Annotated in this window: 20 protein-coding genes; 7 read left to right on the top strand and 13 right to left on the bottom strand. The window is 62.8% G+C overall.

The features are described 5' to 3' along the window. Positions 1-11 precede the first annotated feature (11 nt). From ACHFFA_RS03390 to ACHFFA_RS03365, 6 genes are all read right to left on the bottom strand, one after another. Positions 12-1160 (bottom strand): hypothetical protein, encoded by a 1149-nt coding sequence (locus tag ACHFFA_RS03390; RefSeq protein WP_394269433.1) that lies wholly within the window; start codon positions 1158-1160, stop codon positions 12-14. Continuing rightward, complete coding sequence (locus ACHFFA_RS03385; RefSeq protein ID WP_394269432.1) at positions 1157-3406, bottom strand: GumC family protein; 2250 nt, start codon at positions 3404-3406, stop codon at positions 1157-1159. Before ACHFFA_RS03385 ends, ACHFFA_RS03390 begins: the two co-directional genes overlap by 4 nt. A 2-nt stretch (positions 3407-3408) precedes the next feature. Beyond that, positions 3409-4098 (bottom strand): polysaccharide biosynthesis/export family protein, encoded by a 690-nt coding sequence (locus tag ACHFFA_RS03380; RefSeq protein ID WP_394269431.1) that lies wholly within the window; start codon positions 4096-4098, stop codon positions 3409-3411. Next, positions 4091-5281, bottom strand: coding sequence for an O-antigen ligase family protein (locus tag ACHFFA_RS03375; protein WP_394269430.1), 1191 nt, complete (start codon positions 5279-5281; stop codon positions 4091-4093). The genes ACHFFA_RS03380 and ACHFFA_RS03375 overlap by 8 nt, the downstream gene beginning before the upstream one ends. Positions 5282-5526: 245 nt before the next feature. Further along, positions 5527-5910 carry a hypothetical protein gene (locus ACHFFA_RS03370; protein ID WP_394269429.1) on the bottom strand — a complete coding sequence of 128 codons (384 nt, stop codon included), beginning with the start codon at positions 5908-5910 and terminating at the stop codon, positions 5527-5529. Between the two features lie 104 nt (positions 5911-6014). Beyond that, complete coding sequence (locus ACHFFA_RS03365; protein ID WP_394269428.1) at positions 6015-7382, bottom strand: sugar transferase; 1368 nt, start codon at positions 7380-7382, stop codon at positions 6015-6017. A gap of 248 nt (positions 7383-7630) precedes the next feature. Between ACHFFA_RS03365 and ACHFFA_RS03360 the strand changes: the two genes are divergently transcribed. After that, positions 7631-8851 (top strand): NADP-dependent isocitrate dehydrogenase, encoded by a 1221-nt coding sequence (locus ACHFFA_RS03360; protein ID WP_394269427.1) that lies wholly within the window; start codon positions 7631-7633, stop codon positions 8849-8851. A gap of 119 nt (positions 8852-8970) precedes the next feature. Further along, positions 8971-10731 carry a cation:proton antiporter gene (locus ACHFFA_RS03355; protein ID WP_394269426.1) on the top strand — a complete coding sequence of 587 codons (1761 nt, stop codon included), beginning with the start codon at positions 8971-8973 and terminating at the stop codon, positions 10729-10731. Positions 10732-10760: 29 nt separating this feature from the next. Here ACHFFA_RS03355 and alaS read toward each other — a convergent pair whose 3' ends face one another. From alaS to dapA, 6 genes are all read right to left on the bottom strand, one after another. Beyond that, positions 10761-13421: an alanine--tRNA ligase gene (gene alaS, locus ACHFFA_RS03350; protein ID WP_394269425.1), complete on the bottom strand. Its 2661-nt coding sequence runs from the start codon at positions 13419-13421 to the stop codon at positions 10761-10763. Between the two features lie 168 nt (positions 13422-13589). Continuing rightward, positions 13590-14660 carry a recombinase RecA gene (gene recA, locus ACHFFA_RS03345; RefSeq protein WP_394269424.1) on the bottom strand — a complete coding sequence of 357 codons (1071 nt, stop codon included), beginning with the start codon at positions 14658-14660 and terminating at the stop codon, positions 13590-13592. A 151-nt stretch (positions 14661-14811) separates the two neighbouring features. Next, on the bottom strand, positions 14812-17232 hold the full coding sequence (locus ACHFFA_RS03340) for a response regulator (RefSeq protein WP_394269423.1): 2421 nt from the start codon (positions 17230-17232) through the stop codon (positions 14812-14814). Positions 17233-17288: 56 nt separating this feature from the next. Beyond that, on the bottom strand, positions 17289-17873 hold the full coding sequence (locus tag ACHFFA_RS03335; RefSeq protein WP_394269422.1) for a DUF2062 domain-containing protein: 585 nt from the start codon (positions 17871-17873) through the stop codon (positions 17289-17291). A gap of 144 nt (positions 17874-18017) precedes the next feature. After that, positions 18018-18500 carry an SsrA-binding protein SmpB gene (gene smpB / locus ACHFFA_RS03330; RefSeq protein WP_394269421.1) on the bottom strand — a complete coding sequence of 161 codons (483 nt, stop codon included), beginning with the start codon at positions 18498-18500 and terminating at the stop codon, positions 18018-18020. Between the two features lie 29 nt (positions 18501-18529). Next, positions 18530-19411, bottom strand: coding sequence for a 4-hydroxy-tetrahydrodipicolinate synthase (gene dapA, locus ACHFFA_RS03325; protein WP_394269420.1), 882 nt, complete (start codon positions 19409-19411; stop codon positions 18530-18532). A 209-nt stretch (positions 19412-19620) separates the two neighbouring features. Between dapA and ACHFFA_RS03320 the strand changes: the two genes are divergently transcribed. From ACHFFA_RS03320 to ACHFFA_RS03310, 3 genes are read left to right on the top strand one after another with little or no spacing between them, the layout of a single operon-like run. Beyond that, positions 19621-21459 (top strand): lytic transglycosylase domain-containing protein, encoded by a 1839-nt coding sequence (locus ACHFFA_RS03320; protein ID WP_394269419.1) that lies wholly within the window; start codon positions 19621-19623, stop codon positions 21457-21459. A gap of 19 nt (positions 21460-21478) precedes the next feature. Continuing rightward, positions 21479-21961 carry a GreA/GreB family elongation factor gene (locus ACHFFA_RS03315; protein WP_394269418.1) on the top strand — a complete coding sequence of 161 codons (483 nt, stop codon included), beginning with the start codon at positions 21479-21481 and terminating at the stop codon, positions 21959-21961. Between the two features lie 16 nt (positions 21962-21977). Beyond that, positions 21978-22433, top strand: a complete 456-nt coding sequence (locus ACHFFA_RS03310; protein WP_394269417.1) for a hypothetical protein — start codon at positions 21978-21980, stop codon at positions 22431-22433. 92 nt (positions 22434-22525) lie between these two features. Here the strand turns inward: ACHFFA_RS03310 and ACHFFA_RS03305 are convergent, their stop codons facing one another. Continuing rightward, positions 22526-23191 carry an outer membrane protein gene (locus tag ACHFFA_RS03305; RefSeq protein WP_394269416.1) on the bottom strand — a complete coding sequence of 222 codons (666 nt, stop codon included), beginning with the start codon at positions 23189-23191 and terminating at the stop codon, positions 22526-22528. A gap of 294 nt (positions 23192-23485) precedes the next feature. Between ACHFFA_RS03305 and rlmN the strand changes: the two genes are divergently transcribed. Then, on the top strand, positions 23486-24721 hold the full coding sequence (rlmN, locus tag ACHFFA_RS03300) for a 23S rRNA (adenine(2503)-C(2))-methyltransferase RlmN (protein WP_394269415.1): 1236 nt from the start codon (positions 23486-23488) through the stop codon (positions 24719-24721). Further along, positions 24718-25383: an MOSC domain-containing protein gene (locus tag ACHFFA_RS03295; protein WP_394269414.1), complete on the top strand. Its 666-nt coding sequence runs from the start codon at positions 24718-24720 to the stop codon at positions 25381-25383. The genes rlmN and ACHFFA_RS03295 overlap by 4 nt, the downstream gene beginning before the upstream one ends. Positions 25384-25570: the final 187 nt, after the last annotated feature.

Genomic DNA, 25570 nt, shown 5'->3' with positions numbered 1-25570 from the left:
GCGGCCCGTAATCAATCGATGGTGATACGCACATTGTCGGCACGGCCTTGGGATACAGCGAGCGAGAGATATTGCACCGGGCAATCTGCGCCAATCGCGAAAGAGAGCGGCTGTTGATATGTGCCTTCGGCCAGCGCGCCCGCGGCGTTGCCACCGCTGCGATCGCACCGAAGGAGGACGTTGAGATCTGCTTGCGGACCTGTTCCGGCCGGTCCCGCCGCGCCCTCTCTCCGCTCGAACCGCAAGGTATACGATCCGGGCGGCAGGGTCAGATAACGATAGGCGACCTGCCGGCGAAGGAGGTCGCGATTGCGGATGTCGATCGCGCCCGGTGCGTCGCCTTCCCGGATCGAAACGCCGGCCCCGGGGGGGTAAGTCCAGCTGAACGGGTCTTCCTCGTTGTCGTCGAAGGCGAAATCCACCGCCCTGCTCCCGTCGCTTGCGCAGCGGCGGGGCCAGCCTTCTATCGCGGCGATCGCCTGCCCCTGCGCGAGGAGAGCCCGGACGGCGCGGCCGTAGTTCGCGCAGCTTACCGGTGGTTGCGACGAGTGGGTCAGGCGCAGCGTCTCTGCGACTTGTGCACCCATGTCGGCATTGGCACGGGTAAATTCGGCGAGCACTGCGGCAAAAGGCTCGCTGGTCGGAAGCCGCCGGGCGACTTCGGAGCGCCCCTCGGGATCCGCCAGCATGAAGCGCAAGGCAGCGAAAATTGTCGCCTGCTCCCGCCGCATCCGCGCCAGCGCATCGACTCGCTGTGCGGCGATCTCCCATTGTTCCTGGGCGATCGCACTGCCGGTTATGGTTACCTGAGTGTAAGGATCGCGCCAGCCACGCCGGGCGGCGGCAGTGAGCGCTTCGGCCGCCTCGCCCTCAGCCCCCGCCTCGACCGCGGCCAGCGCATAAAGCCCAAGATTGTGGGCATCGGTCGGCCGCTGACGAAGCAAGGCCTGGGCACGGGCGAAGGCGGCCGCGGGATCAAGAAAGGCCAGCGCCTCGACCATGCGCTCGTCGGCGAAACCACCCAGCCCCGCCGGCAACTGCGCCGCCAACTGACGCTGGGTACGGGCCTCGCGGTCGGCCTGAAACAGCAGCGCGACTGCGGCAATCGCGATGAAGGCGATTGCCCTCACCGCCCAGCCCCCGGCGCTGTACGTTTTCATTCGCGCTCGCCGGTATGCTCGTAGGCGTAATAGTCGCTGCCGTAATAGCTGTATTCGCCGCTGACGTTACGCGGATTGAACTTTGTCAGCACCGCACCGATCACATTGGCCTTGACCATTTCCAGCCGTCGCAGAGCGGTCTTGACCGCACCGCGGTGACCCGACGACGCATCGATCACCATCAGGACAGCGTCGGTATGCGCGGCAAGCGTCGGTGCATCCGACAGGCCGAGCATTGGCGGCGCATCGAAGACCACGCAATCGTAGCGCTCGAGCAGTTGGGCGATGAGGTCGTCGATCCGGGTCGTGCCGAGAAGCGCCGCGGGGTCTGGCGGTATGGGTAGCGCGGTCATGTACGACAGGTTGGCCATGCCGGACGGAACAACGACCTCCTCGATCCGCCGTTCACCGGCCAGCACGGTGGTGAAACCCTCCTGCTTGCGATTGTCGAGCCGGCGATGAAGCGTCGGGCGGCGAAGGTCGGCATCGATCAGCAGGGTGTTGCGCCCGAGCTGCGCGAATTCCAGCGCCAGCTTGCCCGAAGTTGTGGTCTTGCCCTCGCCGGCCTGCGCGGACGTGACCGTCAGCGTGCGAGGAATGCCTTCGCCGGTGCTGTAGCGAAGGTTCGTCACAAGTGACTGGTACGCTTCGCTCACCGGGGACTTGGGGTCCGCCAGATCGTCTGCCGGCGTCTCGCTCAACGTCTTGGGCACCAGGCCAAGGAGCGGGAGCCCGAGCTTGCGTTCGACATCTTCGGGCGTGCGCAGAACATCGTCGAATTGTTCGCGCAGGAAGACAAAGCCACCGGCAAAGAGCATGCCGCCCAGCAGCGCGATGATCATGTTGACGATTGCGTTCGGGGAAGACGGCCGCCGGGGCGGTTCGGCAGCATCGACCATCGACACGTTGTTCGAGGTAGCACCCGCGGTCGCATTGAGCTCGTTAAACCGCGTCAGCAGCGTATTGTAGAGCCCGCGGTCGGTCTCGGCGACACGCTTCAGCACGTTGTACTGAACCCCGCGATCCTGTTCGTCCAGCGCGGCGCCGCGCATCTGCTCGACCTGGCCCTGGATCTCCTGCTCGCGGTCGCGCGACGCTTCGTAGGATAGCCGGATCGAATTCTTGATCGCCTGTCCGGTCTGCTGAACCTGCTGGTCCAGCCGCGCGGTCTGCGCCTGCAATGCCTGCACATCGGGGTGATCGTCGAGATGACGCGCCCGCTCTTCGGCCAGCCGCGATTCCGCCACCGCCCGCTCGCGAAGGAGCGCACTGAAAGCCGGGTTCTGAATGACCTGGGGGATCGACATGTACGGCTGGTTGGCAACGTTGCGCCACGAATTCTCGGACTCGATCCGCTCGGCAGTCGCCATGCTCGCAGCGGCATTCAGCTGCTCGAGTGTCTGGTTGGTGACCGAAAGCGTGGTTTCCTGATCGGCGTTCGTGCCCTGCCCGCTCACCCGGATCAGACCGGCGGCGCGGCTGTAGGTGTTGAGATCCCGCTCGCTCTGCTCGAGCTTGTCGCGCGCGTCTTCCAGCTGCTGCGCCAGAAACTGGCGCGCATAGGCTGAGGAATCGAACTTGCGGGCCAGATTGCTCTCGATAAAATTCGAAGACACCGCATTGGCCATGTCGGCCGCGATCCGGGGGTCGCCGCTTTCGAACCGGATCGACACGAGCCGGCTGTCGACCGGCAGTTCCACGCTGAGACCGTCCATGACGAGGTTGATCGCCATATCCTGACGCAACCGGGCAAGCCCGCGCGAACCGGAATAGCCTGATCCCTCGAGGCTGTCTTCCTGCGGAATCTCCTCCCCTTGCGCCGCGAAGAATTCCTCGCTGTCGGCAAGGTTTTCCGCTTCGACGACACGCTGCGCCAGGCTACGGCTGCGAATGACGTCGACCTGGGTTTGCAGGAAACGTTGCGTCTCCTGCGTGGGGCTGACCGCCTGGGTATCGGCGTTCTCGATGATGGAATCGGCTTGCTGCTCGATCAGGATCTGCGAAGTCGCCACGTATTGGGGGCGGGTCAGAAGGGTTACCAGCACCCCCAGCGCCGCCGCCGCCACGAGGATGGCGACGATGGCAATGATGTTGCGCTTGATCGCCGCCCACACGCGGCGCAGGTCAATGTCAAGAAACGCTTCGCTTCCCTGATCGGCGGCTTGATCGCCATCAGAATGGCCGAGGGAACGGGGGGCAGTGCCCGGTCCCGACTGAACCGGACGCAGGTCGTAATTGCTCGCCACCGTCAGAACCTTCTGAACACGTTTAGGATGGGGGCCGCACGCAGGAAGTCTTGGTACCCGGCACGCAGGGCGGAATAACCCACCACAATACGATCACCGCCGAGGACCTGCGGATCGGCGACCCGGCCTTCTCGAATGTGCCGCAGATTGAAGACCGCGCCGAACCGTTCGCCGTCGATCACGCGAAAGATGATTACCTCGTCCTCTACCCCCGCGAATGTCAGCCCCTGGGCCCTCGCGATCGCCTCGAGCAGGGAGGATTCGCCGGCGATGTCATAGACGCCGGGCTCGGTAACCTGGCCATCGACGACCACCCGCTGCGCCGCGGATGTCAGCACGCTCACCACCACTTGCGGGTTGCGGATGTACCGAGCGCCGAGCCCGGCTTCGAGTTCGCGGCTGATCTCGACCGTGGTCTTGCCCTGCGCCGTAACTTCGCCAACGAACGGGTAGCTGAAGGTACCGGAAGAATTGACGGTGACCTTGTCGAAGCTGAGTTCGGGTTCCTGAAATACGCGGATCGCGATCGTGTCCAACACACCGACGCGATATTCCGTAGGTTTGCGATTGGGATCGGCCGCGGGGATGACGTCGTAGGCCGCTTCCCCGGCCGGAAGCCCTTGGGACGGGTTGAAACAGCCTGCCAGGACAAGGCAGACCGGCAGGAGCAATCCTGCAACACGCTTAAGCAATGGGCCGACCCCTTTTCAACGATCCCGGTGCCGTTAGCAGAGCCACGAGCAATCCTGCAACGGTCAACACGGCCATATTGCGCATGGGAAAGTCGATCACGCCCTGCGCCGCGATACACAGGAGCGCGAGGCCGGCGGCGTTGATCCCGGGAGTGGACACCAGCGAACGGCGGCGCCACCATGATGCTGCGAGAAACACCGCCCAGGCCGCCAGCAAGGCGAGCCCGGCAATCCCGGCCTCCAGCGCCAGTTCGAGGTATTCGCTATGTGCCCGCCCCGCGCGCGGCACCCCGAGCGCTTCGAGCGATTCCTCCACCTGGAACACCTCGTCGAACGTGCCCATGCCACTTCCGACCGGCCAGTACCGCTCGATCCCGAAGCGCGTATCTTCCCAGATCGCGGGGCGACTGTCCTCGAGATCCTCGTAGCGTGTCCAGGTCTCGCCCAGCCGCTCATTCGTCAGCGCTACGGCCCCGATCCCGGCTGCCACGATTGCCACCACCGCCACGGCAACAAGTCGCGCCTTGCGGGAGGCACGGCGCAGATCCTTCAAGGCATACCATGCGGCAAAGGCTAATGGTACGACGAGCAGCGCGGTGGATGAGCGCGAACGGGTGAGGACAATGGCGAAGACGAGCAGTAAACCGGCCAGCAGATGCAGCATCCGCCTCCATGCGCCGGCTTCGCTGATCCGATCGTAACCGATCAGCGCCAGCAGGCCGATGATCATGAAAATCCCGCTGGTGTTATGGCTCGCGAAGAAGCCGAAGAAGCGCTTTTCGCTAGGATTGCCGTAGGGATACGGTCCGTCGGCCGCAAACTGGAGCGCACCAAAAACGAAGTTCAGGAGTGCGAGACCGACAAGCAGAAGCAGGCCCGCGGCGATGTCTCTCCGGCCGCCGCCGCGATACAGGAAGAGCGCCGCCGTCGGCCCTAACAAGGCAAGGAGCGCGACAATGGTGCGGCCGCGGTCGACGGACACCTGAAACCAGGCGTTCTCGATGCCGATGATGTCGAAGCTTTCGCGTACCAGCTCACGGCCGGGAAGTCCTTGCCAGATGCCGGGGGGCAGCGGCACCAGTTGCAGAACCGGCAGGAGAAAGGTTGCGGCGACCAGTGCGAACAGAGGCCATCCGGCCGTCTCGCGCTTGCCGCGCAGCAGACCGGGAACGAACAGTAGCAAGCCAAGAGCCGTCAATTGGACGGCCACATTCTGCAATCCCCGGCTGATACCTCCGCCCCCGAGGACGAGCGAAATTACCATCAGGGCGATCAGCGGCCATCCCAGCCTTTGAATGACTGAACGATCATCCGCGGCGGGGCGCGAGCTACGGCGTCGTTGCGTTTCAAACATCAATTGTACCGCACATAAGCGAAGCCCCGCCAATCGTCAGATTGGCGGGGCCTGCCGAACCAAGGATGGAGCGATTAGCCGCCGGCCGAAGTCGTGGGCTCGACCACCAGATCATTGTCGTCATCGTCGGTTGCTGCGATGATGCCAGCCACGACAGCGGCGGCAGCAAGAACGGCAACGATCACGGCCGAGCCGCCCGCTTCGCTCTTGCGTTCAGCCGGCTTGGCCGAGCGCGTAAGCGTCGACATCTTGACGGGCTGAACCGAAACGGCGCCGGTTTCGGCGGCGCGGGTGCCCGCCGTTGCAGCGATCGGCGCGATCGCCATCGTGGCGGCAGCGACGCCGGCGAGGATGCGGCTGGTTTTCATATCAATTCCTCCTAGATTTTTATTCTTCACCAGAATTGGGGCTTGGCTAGCAACGATTCCTGAGGGGTGCAACCGGACAAATACGTTCAACTATCGCTTTTCTGCGACTTTTAGCTCAAATGCCACACCACCCGGGGTTGTTCCTGCGAGCTACGAAGACACCGTTTAAAAAGTGTTAAACGCAGCCTGCTTCTTCAATAGGCGTTCGGGTGGACCAGCACCCGCGCTGTCGCCAGCATGATGCGAAAATCCACCATGGGCGACCAGGTGCGAATATATTCAAGGTCAGCTCGCAGACGATCGGTCAGATGGCTCTCCGTTTCGGTGGCGCCACGATACCCACGAACTTGTGCAAGGCCTGTCAGGCCGGGCTTGAGCGAGTGGCGTTGCCAGTAGTCCTGATCGATTTCCCAGAACAGCTTCTCGTTCGCCAGCGAGCCGAGAGCGTGCGGCCGCGGCCCCACGAGGCTCATTTCGGAACGCAGCACGTTCAACAACTGCGGCAGTTCGTCGATGCTGGTGCGGCGAATGAACCTGCCGATCCGGGTGATCCGGTCATCGTCACGGGCAGTCGAACGATCGCCGCGGCTGTCGAGCTTTTCGACCCTCATCGACCGGAATTTCAGCATGTCGAACATGCAATTGCCCTGGCCCATCCGCGGCTGGACGAAGAAGACCGGCCCCCCGTCCTCGAGCTTGATGAGCAAGGCCACGATCAGCATCACCGGGCTGAGGATCAGGAGTAGCGGAACGGTGATCGCAAGGTCGATTGCGCGCTTCGTCAGTCGCGCTCGCAAGCCCAGCGGCCCGGCGGAGACAACCAGGAAGGAAAAGCCGTGATCCCGTTCAAGTGCGAGGGCGCCCAGTTCCTGCAAGGCTTCGGAGACAACCTCGCCGTGGACGCCGGCTGCACGCATGATCGCGGTCCAGAATTTGCGCCGTTCCACCGGGCAGGAAACGATGACGCGGTCCATGTTGCGCATCGCCCGCCCGATCATGTCGAGCGCGCGAGGATCGATCTGCGCGCTTTCCACCAGATCCGGATCGGCCACTACCCGATCGGCCTTGGGAAAATCGATGTGCGGTCCACCATCCTCGATGACGAGTACATTTCGCACGCGTCCGCCGTACCGCCGCCGGATCACCATGTAGGCGATGATCCTCAGCGCGATCATCAAGACCAGGGCGACCAGTATCGCGATCGAAAAGGTCGAGCGGGCGAAATCATCGCTTGTGCGGACGTAGAACGTCATCACCAGAAACAGCATCGACGATACGCCGAGGGCAACGATCGCCCGGCCGATCCCGTAACGCAGATCGTCAAGAGCACGGATCGAGTAGACGCGATTATAGGCTGCGATGACGATGTAGATCGGCACAACGAGCTGCATGATCTGCATTGCCCGGACTGACGGCAGATTGCCATTCGCCAGAAGCCCGCCAAGGGAAATGCTGCCGTAAAGAAGGACGCAATCCGCCAGGAAAAGGATCGCGTAAAGCTGCACGCGCCGATGTTCCATCGAGGATCGGCTGCGGCTTTCGAGATAATCCCTGAACGGCATCGGTAATTCGGCCCCTCGCGAAATGTCCGATACGGTGGCGGTCTTCTGCCGCCATCGAACCGCGCGTTGCGATAGCGGCACTACGCTCAAGTAGGCGGTCCGCTCCGCCCCGACAACGTAATATGTGTGCCGCGTCCCCTTGCGGGGCATTGGTTTCTGCGAGCTTAACAAAGCGCCCCGGGCGGCGCCTTGCCCTGCCCGCGCGCTCTGCTAAAGCGCGCCCGATAGCAGATACGGACAGGTAAGACATGGCGAAGATCAAGGTTGCGAACCCGGTTGTCGAGCTCGACGGCGACGAAATGACGCGGATCATCTGGGAATGGATTCGCGAGCGATTGATCCTGCCCTATCTCGATATCGATCTGAAGTATTACGACCTCTCGATCGAGAACCGCGACAAGACGCAAGATCAGGTCACCGTCGATGCTGCCAACGCGATCAAGGATCATGGCGTCGGCGTTAAATGCGCGACGATCACTCCGGACGAGGCTCGGGTCGAGGAATTCGGCCTCCAGAAAATGTGGGTGAGCCCCAACGGCACGATCCGCAATATCCTCGGCGGGGTGGTGTTCCGCGAACCGATCGTCATCGACAACGTCCCGCGGCTCGTCCCGGGCTGGACAGACCCGATCGTGGTCGGCCGTCATGCCTTCGGCGATCAGTATCGGGCGAAGGACACCCTCATTCCTGGGCCGGGCAAGCTGCGCCTCGTGTTCGAAGGTGACGACGGCGAGACCATCGACCTCGACGTTTACGAGTTCCAGTCGAGCGGGGTCGCCATGGCGATGTACAACCTCGACGAATCCATTCGCGACTTCGCCCGCGCCTGTTTCAATTACGGGTTCGACCGCGGATGGCCGGTTTACCTGTCGACCAAGAACACGATCCTCAAGAAATACGACGGCCGGTTCAAAGATCTTTTCGAAGAGATATTCAATAGCGAATTCAAGGCCAAGTTCGAGGAAGCGAAGATCATCTACGAACATCGTCTGATCGACGACATGGTTGCATCGGCCTTGAAGTGGAACGGTAAGTTCGTGTGGGCATGCAAGAACTACGACGGCGACGTGCAGTCGGACGTGGTCGCCCAGGGCTTCGGTTCGCTGGGTCTCATGACGTCGGTGCTGATGACGCCGGACGGCAAGACCGTCGAGGCAGAAGCAGCGCATGGCACGGTTACGCGTCACTATCGCCAGCATCAGCAGGGCAAGTCGACCAGCACCAACCCCATTGCCAGCATTTTCGCCTGGACCCGGGGCCTGATGTATCGCGGCCGCTTCGACGATACCCCCGAAGTGGTGCGCTTTGCCGAAACGCTTGAGAAGGTGTGCGTGAAAACCGTCGAAAGCGGGAAGATGACGAAGGATCTTGCCCTTCTTATCGGCCCTGAACAAAGCTGGATGACGACCGAGCAGTTCTTCGAAGCCATTGTCGAGAACCTTGAGACGGAAATGAAAAGCTGGGCCTGAGGGACCATACGCCCCGCCCGCCCCGCTCCACTGGCGGGGACGCGGCGGGGCGGCGGCGCACAGTGGCCCCTTGAAGGATCGGATGACACGGCTGCTTATTGCCACTTGAGGAACCATGAATGGCAGCGAGCGAAATCAGCTATCCCGCCGTTTCCGATGCCCTGGTGATCCTCGGTGCCGCGGGACTGGTCATCCCGGTCTTCGCGCGCTTTCGCATCACACCGATCATCGGCTTCATCCTGATCGGCATTGCTGTCGGCCCTTTCGGGCTCGGCAGGCTCGTCTTCGAGCACCCGTGGCTCACTCACGTAACGATTACCGATCCGGAGGCGCTAGCGCCATTTGCCGAGTTCGGGATCATCCTCCTGCTCTTCACAATCGGTCTGGAGTTGAGCTTCAAGCGCCTGTGGCAACTACGTAAACTGGTTTTCGGCCTCGGTGCGCTCGAGGTGCTGCTGATCGGAACGATTCTTGCCATCGTGCTGGGAATGATGGGGCAGTTCTGGACCGGCGCGCTCGCGCTCGGCTTCGCACTTGCATTTTCTTCCACAGCCATCGTTCTGCCGATCAGTGGCACACAAAGCCCGGTCGGACGGGCGGCACTCTCGATGCTGCTGTTCGAAGATCTGCTGATCGTCCCGATCATCTTCATTCTGGGCGCGATGGCGCCTGCGGCCGAAGGCGACGGCTGGTCGGGCATGTTGCGCATCCTTTGGCAAGGCGGGCTGGTTGTCGCGGTCATGATGATCGCAGGACGCTTCCTGTTGCCCCGCCTGTTCGGTCAGGCTGCGCGGGCCAAGAACCCCGAATTGTTTCTCGCTGCCACCTTGCTGGTGGTGATCGGCGCCAGCCTCGCGACTGCGGCGGTGGGCCTGTCACCGATCGTCGGCGCACTGATCGCGGGCTTGCTCATCGCGGAGACGGACTATCAGGGCGAGATCGAGAATATAATCGAGCCGTTCAAAGGTCTCGCGCTGGGAGTCTTCCTCATCACCGTAGGGATGAGCGTCGATCTCGCCATGGTCAGGGACTACTTCCCCACGATCGCCGCGGCGGTGGCCGGGATCATCCTGTTCAAGGCGCTGGTGACCGGGCTGCTGCTCCGGGCCATGGGCGCACGGCGCAGTACCGCGGCGGAAACCGGCCTGCTGATGGCGAGCCCTTCGGAAACCACTCTGATCATCCTCGCTGCCGCAAGTTCGGCGATGCTGATCCAGCCCGGCACGGCGCAATTCTGGCAGATCGTCACGGCCATCGGCCTCACCATCACGCCCCTGCTCGCCCGTCTGGGTCGGACGCTTGCAAGAAAGGTCGAGCCGGGGCCCGAATTACCGCCGGTCCTGCGTCTTGAACCTCATGTCATCGTCGTCGGTGTAGGCCGTGTCGGCCGACTGGTTGCAGAAATGCTCGACCGTCATGGCAAATCCTATGTCGCGGTCGATTCGGATGCCGATCTTATCGAAGCCAGCAAGCGCGAAGGATACCGGGCGATCTTCGGTGATGCCGGTCGCGGTAACACGATGGAACGGCTTGGCGTCGCAAACGCCATCGCTGTCGTGCTGACGATGGACGAGCCAGTCCTCGCAGAACGCCTGGTCGTCAAACTGCGCAAGGCTCACCCGGAATTGCTGATCGTCGCCCGCGCGCGTGACACAGGCCATGCGGCAAGCCTCTACCGCGCCGGAGCCAGCCACGCGGTGCCCGAGACACTCGAAAGCTCGCTGCAATTGAGCGAGGCAGTGCTGGTCGACATCGGGGTCGCGATGGGGCCCGTCATCGCATCCATTCACGAAAAGCGCGACGAGTTCCGCGCCCAGCTCGAACGCGACGGAGCGCTCGACTATCGCCCCAAATTGCGGACCAGTGCGCTAGGCGGATGACGCCTGGCCGCGGTCCGCAGGCACACGGTTCAGCGAGCCTGCAGGGCTTCTCGAACCGCATCGATGGCGGCCGCAGCATTGCCACCGTCGGGGCCGCCACCTTGCGCCATGTCGGCCCGTCCCCCGCCGCCTGCACCGCCGACCGCCGCAACCGCGAGCCGGACCAGCTCGACGGCGCTGATCTGATGGGTCAAGTCATCTGTGACGGCAACGGCGACGGCTGCCTTGCCGTCGTTGACCGCGCATATCGCAGCGACCCCCGAACCCATGCGCTTTTTCGCATCGTCCAGCAGGCCGCGCAGGGCCTTGGGGTCCAGTCCTTCAACGACCTGTCCCGAGAACGCGACCCCGCCGATATCTTCGTCTGCCGCCGCGGCAGCCGCATTCGACGCGCCCCCGCCCATGGCAAGCGCGCGCCGCGCCTCTGCCAACTCGCGCTCGAGCCGGCGGCGGTCTTCCGCCAGCGCGATGACGCGGGCAGCCGCATCCTCAGGCGAGGTCTTTACCGCCGCGGCGATGGCGCGCAAAGCGTCGTCGCGGGCCAGCAGCCACTGCCGTGCCGCCTCGCCGGTCAATGCCTCGATCCGGCGGACACCCGAGCTGACGGCGCTTTCCGAGACGATCTTGAACAGAGCGATATCGCCGGTCGCCTCGACATGCGTTCCGCCACATAGTTCGACGGAGTAGTTGCGGCTTTCCGTGCGGGTGCGACCCATCGACAGGACCCGGACCTCTTCGCCGTACTTCTCCCCGAACAGCGCCAGCGCCCCGGCGGCAACCGCATCGTCGGGCGTCATCAGACGAGTGGAGACAGTCTCGTTGGCGCGGATTTCCGCGTTCACCTCGGCCTCGATGGCGGCAATATCTTCGTTCGTAAGCGGCTTCGGATGCGAAAAGTCGAACCGCAGGCGATCCTCGGCGACCAGCGATCCCTTTTGCGTCACATGCTCGCCAAGTCGGTCGCGCAGGGCGGCATGCAGCAGGTGGGTCGCCGAATGGTTGGCCCTGATGCGATCACGCCTTTCGACGTCGATGGCAAGGTGCACCGTGTCGCCACGTGCGATGCTCCCCTCGCGCACCTTGCCCCTATGCGCATGGAGGCGACCGAGCGGCTTGGTCGTGGTCATGACTTCGAACTCGAAGCCTTCGGGGTTCCAGATCCGGCCGGCATCGCCCGTCTGCCCCCCGCTTTCGCCATAGAACGGAGTTTGATTGGTCAGCACGATCACCTCGTCGCCGGCGACCGCACGATCGATCTCTGCGCCCTGACTTACGATGCCGATCACGGTGCCTTCGCCGGTTGTCGACGCATAGCCGATGAATTCGGTCGAGCCTTCACGTTCTGCAATGTCGAACCAGACTTCCTCGCTCGCAGCCTCGCCCGATCCCTTCCATGCCGCCCGGGCAGTTTCCTTCTGCCGCTGCATCGCGGTTTCGAAACCGGCCCTGTCGACTGTGATCCCGCGATTGCGCAGTGCATCTTCAGTAAGGTCGTAAGGGAAGCCGTAGGTATCGTAGAGGCGAAAAGCGGTCCCGCCATCGAGCGTGCCGCCCTCGCCCAGATCGGCAGTCGCCTCGTCGAGCAGGCCGAGACCCTTTTCGAGCGTGCGACGAAACTGGCGCTCCTCGCGCTCGAGCACTTCTTCGATCAGCGCCTGGCCGCGCATGAGCTCGGGATAGGCCGCACCCATTTCGCCCACCAATTCGGGAACGAGGCGGTGCATCAAAGGGTCGGCGGCCCCGAGCAGATGGGCGTGTCGCATCGCCCGTCGCATGATCCGGCGCAGGACGTAACCGCGGCCCTCGTTGCTGGGCAAAACCCCATCTGCGATGAGGAAACTTGTCGAACGCAGGTGATCTGCGATGACCCGATGGCTTGCGCGGTTCTCGCCTTCTGCGGCGACCCCGGTCAGCTCCTCACTGGCTCCGATGAGGGCGCGGAACGTGTCGGTATCGTAATTGTCATGGACGCCTTGAAGGACGGCAGCGATGCGTTCGAGACCCATTCCGGTGTCGATGCTGGGCTTGGGCAGGTTGGCAACGATCTCGTCATCGGCCTGCTGGAACTGCATGAAGACGAGATTCCATATCTCCACAAACCGATCGCCATCCTCGTCCGGCGACCCCGGCGGACCGCCGGGAATGTGATCGCCGTGGTCGTAGAAGATCTCGGAGCACGGTCCGCAAGGGCCGTCCGAACCCATCGCCCAGAAATTGTCCTTGGTCGGAATGCGGATAATACGGTCATCGGCAAAGCCGGTAAGCTTCTGCCACAGACCGAAGGCCTCGTCGTCGGTGTGGTAGACCGTCACCAGCAGCCGTTCAGGATCGAGCCCCCATTCGCGCGTCAGCAAGCTCCAGGCATTATGGATCGCCTGTTCCTTGAAATAGTCCCCGAAACTGAAATTGCCGAGCATCTCGAAGAAGGTATGATGCCGCGCGGTATAGCCCACATTGTCGAGATCATTGTGCTTGCCCCCGGCCCGCACGCACTTCTGGGCGCTGACCGCACGAGGCGAAGGCGGGCTTTCAAGTCCCGTAAAGGCATTCTTGAACGGCACCATGCCCGCGTTGACGAACATCAGCGTCGGGTCGCTGAAAGGAACAAGCGGCGCGCTTGCCATTTCGCGGTGATCGTTCGATGCAAAAAAATCGAGGAACGATCGGCGAATTTCGTTGGTGGACGTCATGCGCCCGCAGTTAGGCAATCGCAAGCCGCGTCACAAGGCGGGAATGGGGGGGCGGCGTCGAACGGATCGTCGGCAAGCCTGGCAACCCAAGCGGCATCCCTCATGCCCCATATCCACAGCGTGAGACACAGCCAGGGGACGGCTGACGCCCCCTGGCCGCGGCATCTATCACTCGTCGTCGGCCTCGACGTCCGGTCCGGTCATCATCTCTTCCGCGACCTCGGCGGTCTTGCCGCGGATTTCCGCCTCGAGCTTGCCAGCCAGCTCGGGGTTGTCGCGCAGGAAGGTCTTGGCGTTTTCGCGTCCCTGGCCGATGCGAACACTATCATAGCTGAACCAGCTACCCGACTTTTCGACGACTCCGGCCTTGACGCCGAGATCGAGGATCTCGCCGATCTTGGAGATGCCCTCACCATACATGATGTCGAACTCGACCTGCTTGAACGGGGGGGCGACCTTGTTCTTGACCACCTTGACCCGTGTGCTGTTGCCGATGACCTCGTCGCGATCCTTGATCTGGCCGGTCCGGCGAATGTCGAGCCTGACCGATGCGTAGAACTTGAGCGCATTGCCGCCCGTCGTGGTCTCGGGATTGCCGTACATCACACCGATCTTCATGCGCAGCTGGTTGATGAAGATCACCATGCACTTCGACCGGTTGATCGACCCCGTCAGCTTGCGCAGCGATTGCGACATGAGACGTGCCTGGAGGCCGACATGGCTGTCGCCCATCTCGCCTTCGATTTCGGCCCGCGGCACGAGCGCGGCCACCGAATCGACGACCAGGACATCGATCGCATTCGATCGCACCAGGGTATCGGTGATCTCGAGCGCCTGTTCGCCGGTGTCAGGCTGCGAAACGATCAGTTCGTCGATATTGACGCCCAGCTTCTTGGCATAGACCGGGTCGAGCGCGTGTTCCGCATCGACGAACGCAGCCGTTCCGCCCGCTTTCTGCGCTTCTGCGATGCAGTGCAACGCCAGCGTGGTCTTGCCCGAACTTTCCGGGCCGTACACCTCGATCACACGGCCCTTGGGCAAGCCGCCGACACCGAGCGCAATATCAAGGCCGAGCGATCCGGTGGAGATCGCTTCGATCTGCATGGTTTCCTTCTGGCCCAGCTTCATCGCCGAACCCTTGCCGAATGCGCGATCGATCTGCGCGAGTGCGGCATCGAGTGCCTTCTGACGGTCTGCGTCCACTTCCTTGTCCTTCACCAATTTCAGACTTGCCGCCATGACACTGCACCCCTTGCGAAACCAGAGGCCCGGGTGGGCCCATCAACCGTTCCCTCATGTACGCCTTATGTTCATGTAGAACAAGAGGGGAACAAGAGAAAAGGTCGGTAGCGTTCGTACCATCATGGGATTCGGCGCCCGCGCCCCCTCCTCAGGTTTTGCGGGAGGCCTGCTTTGACATCACTTCCGTTACCTTCGCGTTGATGTCCTGCACGCTGAAGGGCTTGGGAATGAAATACATATTCTCGATGTCGATCTCGTTGCGCAGCTGTTCTTCGGCGTAACCGGACATGAACAGTATCGGCAGGTCAGGCTTCACCTTGCGGATGGCGCGAGCCATGGCCGGACCATCCATCGCCGGCATGACGACATCCGATACAACGAGATCGAAGTCTTCCGTCCCATTGACGACAGCTGCCAGACCCTCATCGCCATCGCTGGTTGCCGTGACGACATAACCTGCGCGGGTCAGGGCGCGCTCGGCAACCGCCCGCACCATGTCCTCATCCTCGACCAGCAGCAGCTTGCCCCCACCTGCCCAGTCGCTCGCCGTCTCGTCCGCATCGTCCTTCCGCTGGGGCGCGGGTAGCTCGCCCTTGTGGACCGGAAGATAGACGGTGAAACGGGCCCCGTGCATCCGGCCGTCGGGCCCCATCACGTTGTCGGCGAATATGAACCCGTTGGATTGCTTGACGATGCCGTAAACGGTCGACAGGCCAAGGCCGGTCCCCTTGCCCTGTTCCTTGGTCGTGAAGAACGGTTCGAAGATCTTGTTGAGATATTGCTGCGGGATGCCGCCGCCCGTGTCCTGCACGATCAGCACCGTGTAGTCGTCGGCCGGCATGATATCGATGCCCATCTTGCGTACGTCGCGCGCCGAAACGCTGCGGGTGGCAAGCGTCAGCCTGCCCTTCCAGTCCTGCTTTCCAGCCTTCTCGGCGCTGGACTGCATGGCATCGCGCGCATTGACGGCAAGATTGATGATGACTTGCTCGAGTTGCTGGGGATCGGCCCGGACGGGCCCCAACTCGCGGTCGTGCCGGATCGAGAATTCGATCTTGTCGCCCATCAGCCGTTTGAGCAGCTGACTGACCTCGCTGACCACGTCAGGCAGCTGGAGGATCACCGGGCGCAGAGTCTGCTGGCGGCTGAAGGCGAGCAGCTGGCGGGTAAGGCTGGCCGCGCGGTTGGAGTTGGCGCGGATCTGCTGGATATCGTCGTAGTCGCTGTCGCCCGGCGTATGACGCAGCAGCATCAGATCGCAATAACCGATAATCGCGGTCAGCACGTTGTTGAAATCGTGCGCGACCCCTCCGGCAAGCTGGCCCACGGCCTGCATCTTCGTTGCCTGAGCGACTTGCCGCCGCAGGCGCTTTTCCTCGGTCGAATCGGAGATCGACAGAAGGACAGTCGCCTCGCCGATGCCGCGCACCCCGGCGAGCCCGATGGATACGGGCTCTTCCTTGTCTCCCGCCAGCCTCACCGCCATGTCACCGCTGGCCATTGCGCCCTTGGCAAAACGACGCACCGCATCGGCCAGCGCCGCCTTGTCTTCACGGACGACCAGGTCCGAGGGGAACGGCGGCAATCCGTGTTCCTCCCGCTCGACCGCGCGAAGGAACGCGCTGTTGGCATAGAGGAAGCGCCCGTCCCGGTCGGTCAGCGCGAGGCCCAGCGGCAATGCTGAAAGCAGTGCTTCGAGTTGCGGGACCGCCGCCTTGCCACTGCCCTGCCAGCCGCCGCCGATCCCGACCCCGCTATCGATCAGCAGCATCAGCGAGGGTGCTTCGCGCCCCTCGCGATCGGGCTGCCCTTTCGGATTGTCGAGCGGAATACGAACAAGCGTCTGGGGTGTGCCCTGCTGCCCTTCCTGTGCGAAGAATATGCGATCCCGGTCGTCCGAGCGGAGCAATTGGACAAACTCCTGCCCGACAAGCGAGATATCGCCCATGCCGGTTGCGCGCTCGGCGAGGCCGGGTGTTGCCGCTTCGATGACGCCATCGGGCGCGACCAGTGCCAGCTCGACTCCTGCACGGGAGAATACGGAGCCGAAGGGGCCGCCGATACGCGAGGAGATGATCTCCGAACTGCGCTCCTGAACGATCTGTGAAAATCGCCAGATCAGGTAATCCTCGCCCCGCCCCGCCCGTTCCAGGCGTACATGCCAGCGCGGATCATGCGCGGCATCGCGCAGCTTGTCGATCCGGACACTGCCCTCGCGCCATGCTTGCCGCGCCCCTTCCAGAAGGCGGCGCCGGCTGTCCTCGTCAAGCGACAGGTCGAACGGCGTCACCTCGTTCTCGAACCACTCGCCATAGGCGGTGTTGGCGCAGGTCATCCGGTTGGCGCGATCAGTGATGGCGATGGCCCGGCGCGAATTCTCGATCGCGGCACCGGTCACCGACCAGTCGGGATGGATTGCGACGTCCGCCTGCACTTCGCGGTGAAGCTTCGTGCTGGCAAGGATGGCCATGACGATCGCCGCCATGCCGCCCGCATAGGTCAGCGCCAACAGTCCGCTTCCCCCGATCAGCCAGAGCAGCGCCGCGGTGATCGCGATTGCCACAGCCATCCCGGCAAGCCGCGGCAGGGACGCGGAAACATCCATACTGGAAAAAGCCCGCCCGATCATTCGGCCTCCCCGCGCAGACGCCGATCGAGCCGGGCCTCGAGTTCGGTCAGACGGCGGCGCCGTTTGGCAAAGACGATGCGCTTCCACACGAAGCTGGAAACGAGATAACCGATCGATGCCGAAACGATCGACAGCACGACGAAACCGAACGCGGTTACTCCCCCCATTTCGAGCATTCGCGCCAGCATCCCCTGATCCCTCGCCAGATGTCCTGCCCCGATGCTGACAGCGGCATCGATATCGAGGATGAACGCCCCGGTCCGATTGGCGACATAAAGCCAGAACGGCAGAGTGAACGGGTTGGTTACGAAGGTGGTCGCCGCGGCGAGCGGAACATTGGCGCGAGCGGGAAGAGCCAGGAAAGCGGCCAGAAAAATCTGCCCGATCGGTACGATAAACGCGGCAAACAGACCTAGCGCGACCCCGCGGGGCACGCTGCGCCGGGTGAAGCGCCACAGTTCGGGCGACAGAAAGCGGTGGGCGATGGGAGCAAGATAGCGGTTTTCCGCCATCGCCTCGCGCGTGGGCATATGGCGTCGCAGCTTGCGTGCGAGCCAGTCTTTGGGCCGGCGCGTGCTCATGCGGGAACGCGGCGATCGATAGGGCGTGATGCGTGGGACACGGGTAACAGGATCAGACCGGATAGATGAGCGGGAAAGCGCGATTTGCCGGGGCGACCTAGCATGGATGCGCTTCCATCGGCTATCGCCATCTTGCGGTCCGGATCACCCCCGCTCGCGCATCAGGCGCGCCTTGTCGCGCTGCCAGTCGCGATCCTTGATGGTCTGTCGCTTGTCATGCGCCTGCTTGCCCTTGGCGAGGGCCAGCTCGACCTTCGCCCGGCCGGTCTTGTTGAAATAGACCGAAAGCGGAACCAGCGTCATGCCCTTGCGCTCGACCGCTCCGAACAGGCGCTCGATTTCGCGTTCGTGAAGCAAGAGCTTCCGCGGCCGGCGCGGCTCGTGGTTGAGGCGGTTGCCATGACTGTATTCGGGAATGTTGGAATTGATCAGCCACACCTGCCCGTCGCGGACCTCGGCGTAGCTTTCCTTGATGGACGCCTCGCCGGCGCGCAGCGCCTTCACCTCAGTGCCTTGCAAGGCGAGACCCGCCTCATAGGTATCCTCGACGTGATAATCGAACCGGGCCCGCCGGTTATCGGCGACCACGCGCTGCTTGTCGAAGGTTTCAGGTTTGGGACGGGCCATACGCTGCGCGATCTAGTGCGGCGAACGGTCTAAACCAAGCCCGCATGCTGCAATGCCTGGTCGACGGCCTGCCGTGCGGGCTCCGAACATGGGACGATAGGCAGGCGCACCTCGTCCGTCATCCAGTCATGCACCCGGCTCAGCGCATATTTCACCGGCGCGGGGCTGGCGTCTTCGAACATCGCGTAATGCAAGGGATAGAGGCGGTCGTTCAGTTCCCGTGCCCGGACCAGGTCGTTCTGTGCGCAAGCCTGCTGGAACTCGCAGCACAGCGCCGGCGCGACGTTGGCGGTGACGGAGATGCATCCTACCGCGCCTGCCGCATTGGCGGGCAAGGCCAGTTCGTCGTCTCCCGATAGCTGGCAGAATTCGCGACTGATGCCCATCCGGTGATCGGTCACCCGGCTAAGGTCGCCGCTGGCGTCCTTGATGGCAACGATCCTGTCGGGAAACCGGCGCGCCAGTTCGCACACCGTATCAGGTTCGATATCCGTGACCGTGCGGCCGGGGACATTATAAAGAACGATCGGCAGATCGCTGTTTTCAGCGAGGTAACTGAAATGGGCGAGCAGGCCCGCCTGCCCCGGCCGGTTGTAATAAGGGGCAACGCACAGGCCCGCCGCCGCCCCTGCCTTTCGCGAAAAGCTCATGTGGAGAAGCGCGTTGCGGGTATCGTTGCTGCCGCATCCGGCGATGACCGGAACCCGCCCCGCGGCCTGCTCGATACACACTTCGATCACGCGGTGATGTTCGGCATTGGACAGGGTCGAGGCTTCGCCCGTGGTGCCGCAGGCGACCAATGCCGTGCTGCCATTGTCGATCTGGAAATCGACCAGCCGCCGGAACGCAGCCTCGTCGAACGATCCGTCGCGAAAGGGCGTCACCAGAGCGGGGATGGAACCTGAAAACATTGTGCGAAACCTGCGGCTGGCTAAGGTCAATTGTGGCGGCGCGGGATCGGTCCGCCATGTTTGATTCAGCGACTGATAAGGAGGGCATGGGCATAATGTCCAGCATGGGCAAGACAACACTTTCCGCATTGCTATTCGCCGGCGTCGCGACTTTCACCGTCCCTCACTCGGCTTTCGCCCAATCGGCGGGCGCGGGCGAAACCGACGCGATGACCGCCCGGTATCCAAGCCGCATCGGGCAGGCGGTGCAGCGCTGGCAGCAGTTGATCGAACAGGACCGCCTGGCATTCGGCGATTATGCCGGGTTCATCACCACCTATCCCGATTTCCCCCAGCAGGATCGCTTGCAACAGCGCGCCGAGGCTGCGCTCGACCGGGAGACGGTGACGGCGGATGCCCTGGTCGCATTCTTCGATCGCAATCCGCCGATCACGAACGGAGCCAAGGCGCGATACGCGCTGTCTCTCGCCACGCTGAACCGGCCGGAAGCCTTCGATACGGCACGCGGCGCGTGGCGCGGCGGCACGATGAGCGGCTCTGCGGAGGCCTATATGCAAGGTCTCTTCGGCACGCGCTTCTCGCCGGAAGACCATGACGCCCGGATGGATGCGCTCTTATGGCAGGGCGACAAGGAGGGCGCCGCGCGGCAGATCGTGCGCGTATCGCCGGGTTTCCGGCAACAGGCGATGGCCCGGCTGGCGTTGCTGCAGGGAACCTTGCCGGCAGCAGCAGGGGTCTCCCCGCCGCAAGGCGCACTGTCGGACAGCGGCTACGTCTTCAATCTTGCCGGCTATTACCGCGACAACGGGCGCCTGCCGGATGCCGTCAGCTTGCTCGCAACCCGCCCGACCTTTGCCAGGCCGGCGTATGATCCAGAGGATTTCGTCACCCGGGCCCTGCGTATCGCGCAAGGGGCCGGCGCGGACCCGGCATCGCGCATCGCCGGCAAGGTCGACGATCTGTTCGCCCCGGGGGCGGACGTCTCGGCAATGTCGTTCCGGTTGCGCGACGATTACACGTCGCTGATGTGGCTTGGCGGGACCAAGGCTCTGTGGACGCTGGGCGACGGCAAGCGAGCAGCACCGCTCTTTTATCGCTACGGTGCCGCCGCCCGCACTCCGCAAACCCGTTCCAAGGGGTTCTATTGGGCGGGTCGCGCAGCCCAGAGGGCTGGTGCCGGAACCGAGGCGGCGCGGTATTTCGAGATGGCAGCAGCCTATCCCGAACGTTTTTACGGCCAGCTGGCATTGAAGGAGCTTGGCCGCCCCCTGCCCTCTCTGGCAGTTCAGAATGCGGCACAGCCATCGGCGCAGCAGCGAGCCGCTTTCGAACGGACGCCGCTGGTGGCCGCGGTCCGCGAGGTGGCGAAAGGCGCCCCGTGGCGCACCGGCATCCAGTTCTACCGCGCCGTTGCAAATCAGGCTCAGACGCCGGAAGAGCACGCGCTCGTGGCGCAATTGGCGCTTGAAACCGGACGCCGTGATCTGGCGGTCAATCTTACCGATGCCGCCGGCGAGCGCGGTCATGACGGGTTCGTTGCCCAAGGATATCCGGTCATGCCGGTTCCGCCGGGATCGAACTGGACGATGGTGCATGCCATCACCCGGCAGGAAAGCCAGTTTGCAGGGAACGCCATCAGTCACGCAGGCGCGCGTGGGCTGATGCAGTTGATGCCGGGCACCGCGCGGGAACAGGCAGGCAAGCTCGGCATGACATACCTTTCGGCCGACCTGATCGAATCGCCCACTTACAACATCCGGCTGGGCAATGCGTATTTCTCACGGATGATGGACTACTATCGGGGCTCGTATCCTCTTGCCATCGCCGCCTATAATGCGGGGCCGGGGAACGTGAACAAATGGCTGCGAGCCAATGGCGATCCTCGCAATGGCGGGATATCCTGGATCGACTGGATCGAGCAGATCCCGATTTTCGAAACGCGCAACTACGTTCAGCGCGTGATCGAGAACGCCGCGGTGTACGAACAGCTCAATCCGGACAAGGCGCTTGGCGGCAAGCCGCGAACGGCAGGTGACTTCCTGCGATAAGCTGCGCTAGGGGCCGCGGATGACCGTGGCCCCCGGCAACCCCATCTCCGCCCGAGGGTATGCAACCCTGAAGGCGCGCTACGACCATCTTCTGGGGATCGAGCGGCCGCGCATCGTCGAAATTGTAAGCTGGGCCGCCGGCAACGGCGATCGCAGCGAGAATGGCGATTACCTCTATGGCCGGAAAAAGATGCGCGAGATCGACCGCGAACTGGCTCATCTTGCCCGCCGGATGAAGGCTTCGCGCGTGGTCGATCCGAGCCAGCAGAAGGATCGATCGCGGGTCTTTTTCGGGGCCACGGTCACGATGACCGACGAAGATGGCGAGGAACGGACGGTCACTCTCGTCGGAGACGACGAGCAGGACGCGGGCCAGGGGCGCATCGGATGGTCCAGCCCGATGGCGCGCGCGCTGCGGGGCGCCGCAGTGGGAAACTTGCGCACGGTGGCTCTGCCGGCAGGTGCCAGAGAGTGGGAAATCGATGCGATTGCTTATCCCTAGTCTGCTTGGCGCCGCGGTGCTTTGCGCGCCAGCGGTCCTCGCAGCAAAGGATGCGCTCGGTGTGTTCGAGAACTGGGCTGCCTTTGCCGAAGCCGATGGTAGCCGATGCTATGCAATCGCGCTTCCCCTTCCCTCGGGAGCGAAGCGCGAGGTCCAGCCCTTCGCCAGCGTTGCCGACTGGCCCACAAGACGCGTGCGCGGAGAAGTCTATTTTCGCATCGGGCGCGCAGTGCGGCCGGGTAGCCGCATCAGCCTGCGCGTCGGTAACCGATGGTATCCGATGACCGGCTCAGGTACGCATGCCTGGGCGCTCGATAGCCGAACGAACAGTCAGATCCTTGCCGCAATGCGTGTGTCTGAAAGCATGACAGTCGCGGCTTTCGACAGACGCGGCATCCGCTTTACCGATCGCTATCCGTTGAGGGGTGCAGCAACCGCGATGGACTCGGTCAGGCTGGCTTGTCAGCGATAATCGAACGCGGCCGGGCAAGGCAGGGCCGCAACAGAAAAGGCCGGGGATGTTTGCACACCCCCGGCCATTTCAAAGACTTACCTAATCAGGACTTAGAAGCGAAGTCCGAAGCCGGCCATGATCTGGTGGCGATCGATGTCCACGTCCGGCACGCTCACTTCGTCGCCGTTATCGAAATCGATTTCGGCGTCGCTGTAGTTCGAGTAACGGTACTCGAGCTTGGCGAAGGTGTTCTCGGTCATAGCGTATTCTGCACCCGCACCCACGCGGTAGCCATCGGTGCGGAAATCGCGGTCGAGATTGGTGGTGCCGCCACGCGTACGCAGGTTGTACGAGGCGTTGGTGTAGCCGCCCTTGACGTAAATCAGCAGATCGGGGTTCGCGAGCACACCGGCGCGCGCGCCGATGTAAAGGTCGCGACCGGTCTCGACATTGCCGATGCCGATGCCTTCGAAATCGCCGTCGTTGAACTCGGTCTTGGCGGTAGAGCCGGTGTATTCACCTTCGACGCCAAGAACGACGCCGCCAGCGGCGAAGTCGAAACCGAGACCGACACCATAGTTGAAGCCATCGATCGACTGATCGTCGTTCTCGTTGGCATCATTGTCGGCGGTGCTGCCGGCCTTGCTGATGTCATAGCCGAGCAGAACTTCCGCGCGGGGGCCGGTAAACGCCTCGTTGACGGCATCCTGTGCCATCGCGGGCGTGCCGACAGCGGCAATCGCACCGGCAGCAATAAGGAGAGCAGTCTTCTTCATTAAATTTACTCCATCGGTTAATCAGATCGCGAGGTAGGTCCCCGTCGCGCTGGTTCAATACGGCCCGATAGACACGAGGTTTCATGAACATTACACAACAACGATCTTGTTGTTTATTTGCCACATGAGCAGTCAACATTTACATAAAAGTCAGAGCCTTAGATGGCCCCGCGTTGGGATGAAGCGGAAGAAACGACAGTGCATTCTTGAAAACCCGTTTGGCGTTTTTACCGCGCGGGCCGACGCAGGAACGCGGCTTTCAAAAGTCCGCGCAGCGCCTATATGGGCTCGGCGATGTCCACTTCCGAACTGATGAGCATTCCCGGGATCATCGATCCCGTACCCGTCGCGCGCAATATCACCCCGCGGGCTGACGGGAGGACCGATCTGATCGGGCTTCCCCGGGCCCGCCTGGCCGATCTCCTGTCGGCTGAGGGCCTTGATGCCCGGCAGGCGAAACTGCGAGCAAAGCAGGTGTTTCACTGGCTTTACCACCGCGGAGTGACGGATTTCGAGGCGATGACCGATATCGCCAAGCCGATGCGGCCGTGGCTGACGGAACGCTTCGTAATCGGTCGGCCGCACATCGTCGAAGCACAGCACTCGCGTGATGGCACACGCAAATGGCTGTTGCAGACCGACGACGGGCACGAGTTCGAAATGGTCTTCATTCCCGACGCCGATCGCGGAACGCTGTGCGTGTCGAGCCAGGTTGGTTGCACGCTCAATTGTCGGTTCTGCCACACCGGCACGATGAAGCTGGTTCGCAACCTCACGCCGGGTGAAATCGTGGGCCAGGTGATGCTGGCACGCGACGCACTTGGCGAATGGCCCAAGGGTAAGATGGATTTCGGCGACGATGCATCCGAAGCCGAATACACTGCCGATGGTCGCCTGCTGACCAACATCGTCATGATGGGCATGGGCGAGCCGCTCTATAATTTCGACAACGTTCGAGATGCTCTGCGGCTGGTCATGGATGGTGACGGCCTTGCCCTGTCCAAGCGCCGCATCACCCTTTCCACCAGTGGCGTAGTTCCGATGATGGAGAGATGCGGCGAGGAGATCGGAGTTAATCTGGCGGTCTCGCTCCACGCGGTCAGCAAGGAGATTCGCGACGAGATCGTACCACTCAACCGCAAGTACGGCATCGAGGAACTTCTGGAAGCCTGCGCGGACTATCCGGGGGCGAGCAACGCCCGGCGCATCACCTTCGAATACGTCATGCTGAAGGACAAGAACGACAGCGATGCCGATGCGCGAGAACTCGTCCGGCTTATCCGGCAATACAAGCTCCCGGCCAAGGTCAATCTTATCCCTTTCAACCCCTGGCCCGGCGCGCCTTACGAATGTTCGACGCCCGAAAGGGTGCGAAGGTTTTCCGAGATTGTTTTCGACGGCGGTATTTCAGCCCCGGTGCGGACGCCTCGGGGACGGGATATCGACGCGGCCTGTGGTCAGTTGAAGACGGCAGCGGAGAAAAAGAGCCGGGCCGAACGCGATCGCGAAGCTGCCGCGAGCGCAATGTGAACCCGTCCCCGCCGGGCGAAACGTCGGGGATCGCTATCGACGCAATCTGCGCCGGCGATCTGGCGACACTTCCCTCCGGCAAACGAAGCGGGATTGCGAAACGGCCATTGGATAGGCCGGTCGAAATCGGTCTGCGCGGATTGGCGAGCGATCGGCAGGGCGACCGGCGGCATCATGGCTTTCCCGCGATGGCGCTGCATCAGTTTCCGAGTGAACATTATCACTGGCTGCGCAAATCCTTCGGCCCGCTCGACCGGTTGGACGGCCCTGGCAGCATGGGGGAGAACATCGCCGCCGCGGACCTGACCGAAGCCGACGTCGCGATAGGGGATCGGTTCCGCCTCGGGACGGCGCTTATCGAGGTAAGCCAACCGCGCCAGCCCTGCGTGACCATCGAGCAACATCTGGGCGTCAAGGGCATCGTGAAAGCGATGATCGAAACGGCACGAAGCGGCTGGTTCTATCGGGTACTGGAGCCCGGGCGCCTGGATCATGACGACAGGCTGGTCCCCATAGAACGCGGTACGGTGGACTGGACTATCGAACGCGTGTTTCGCAGCGTGTATGGCCCTAAACCTGACTTCAATGCCATGCGGACGATAGCCGCGTTGCCTGGGGTTTCGGACAGGCTCGTTCACGACATCGGCAAGCGGCTCTCATGACCAACTTGTCCCATTGAATGCCACGGTTCGTCGGAACCGAAGAAACTGAGGTGGTCCCGCCTTGTTGGACAGGTTGGCGGCGAAGTTAAGCTAATCCCGGATGTGATTATGCCGCCATTTTGGTCATCAGATCGTGGGGGGCATGCCCCCCATGATCTGGTTCGCTGATCCGCCCGTAGGCCTCTGC

The organism is Qipengyuania sp., assembly GCF_043423005.1.
Classification (GTDB): domain Bacteria; phylum Pseudomonadota; class Alphaproteobacteria; order Sphingomonadales; family Sphingomonadaceae; genus Qipengyuania.
Note: the sequence above shows the minus strand (reverse complement) of the source record. Positions and strands in the feature narration are given on the sequence as shown.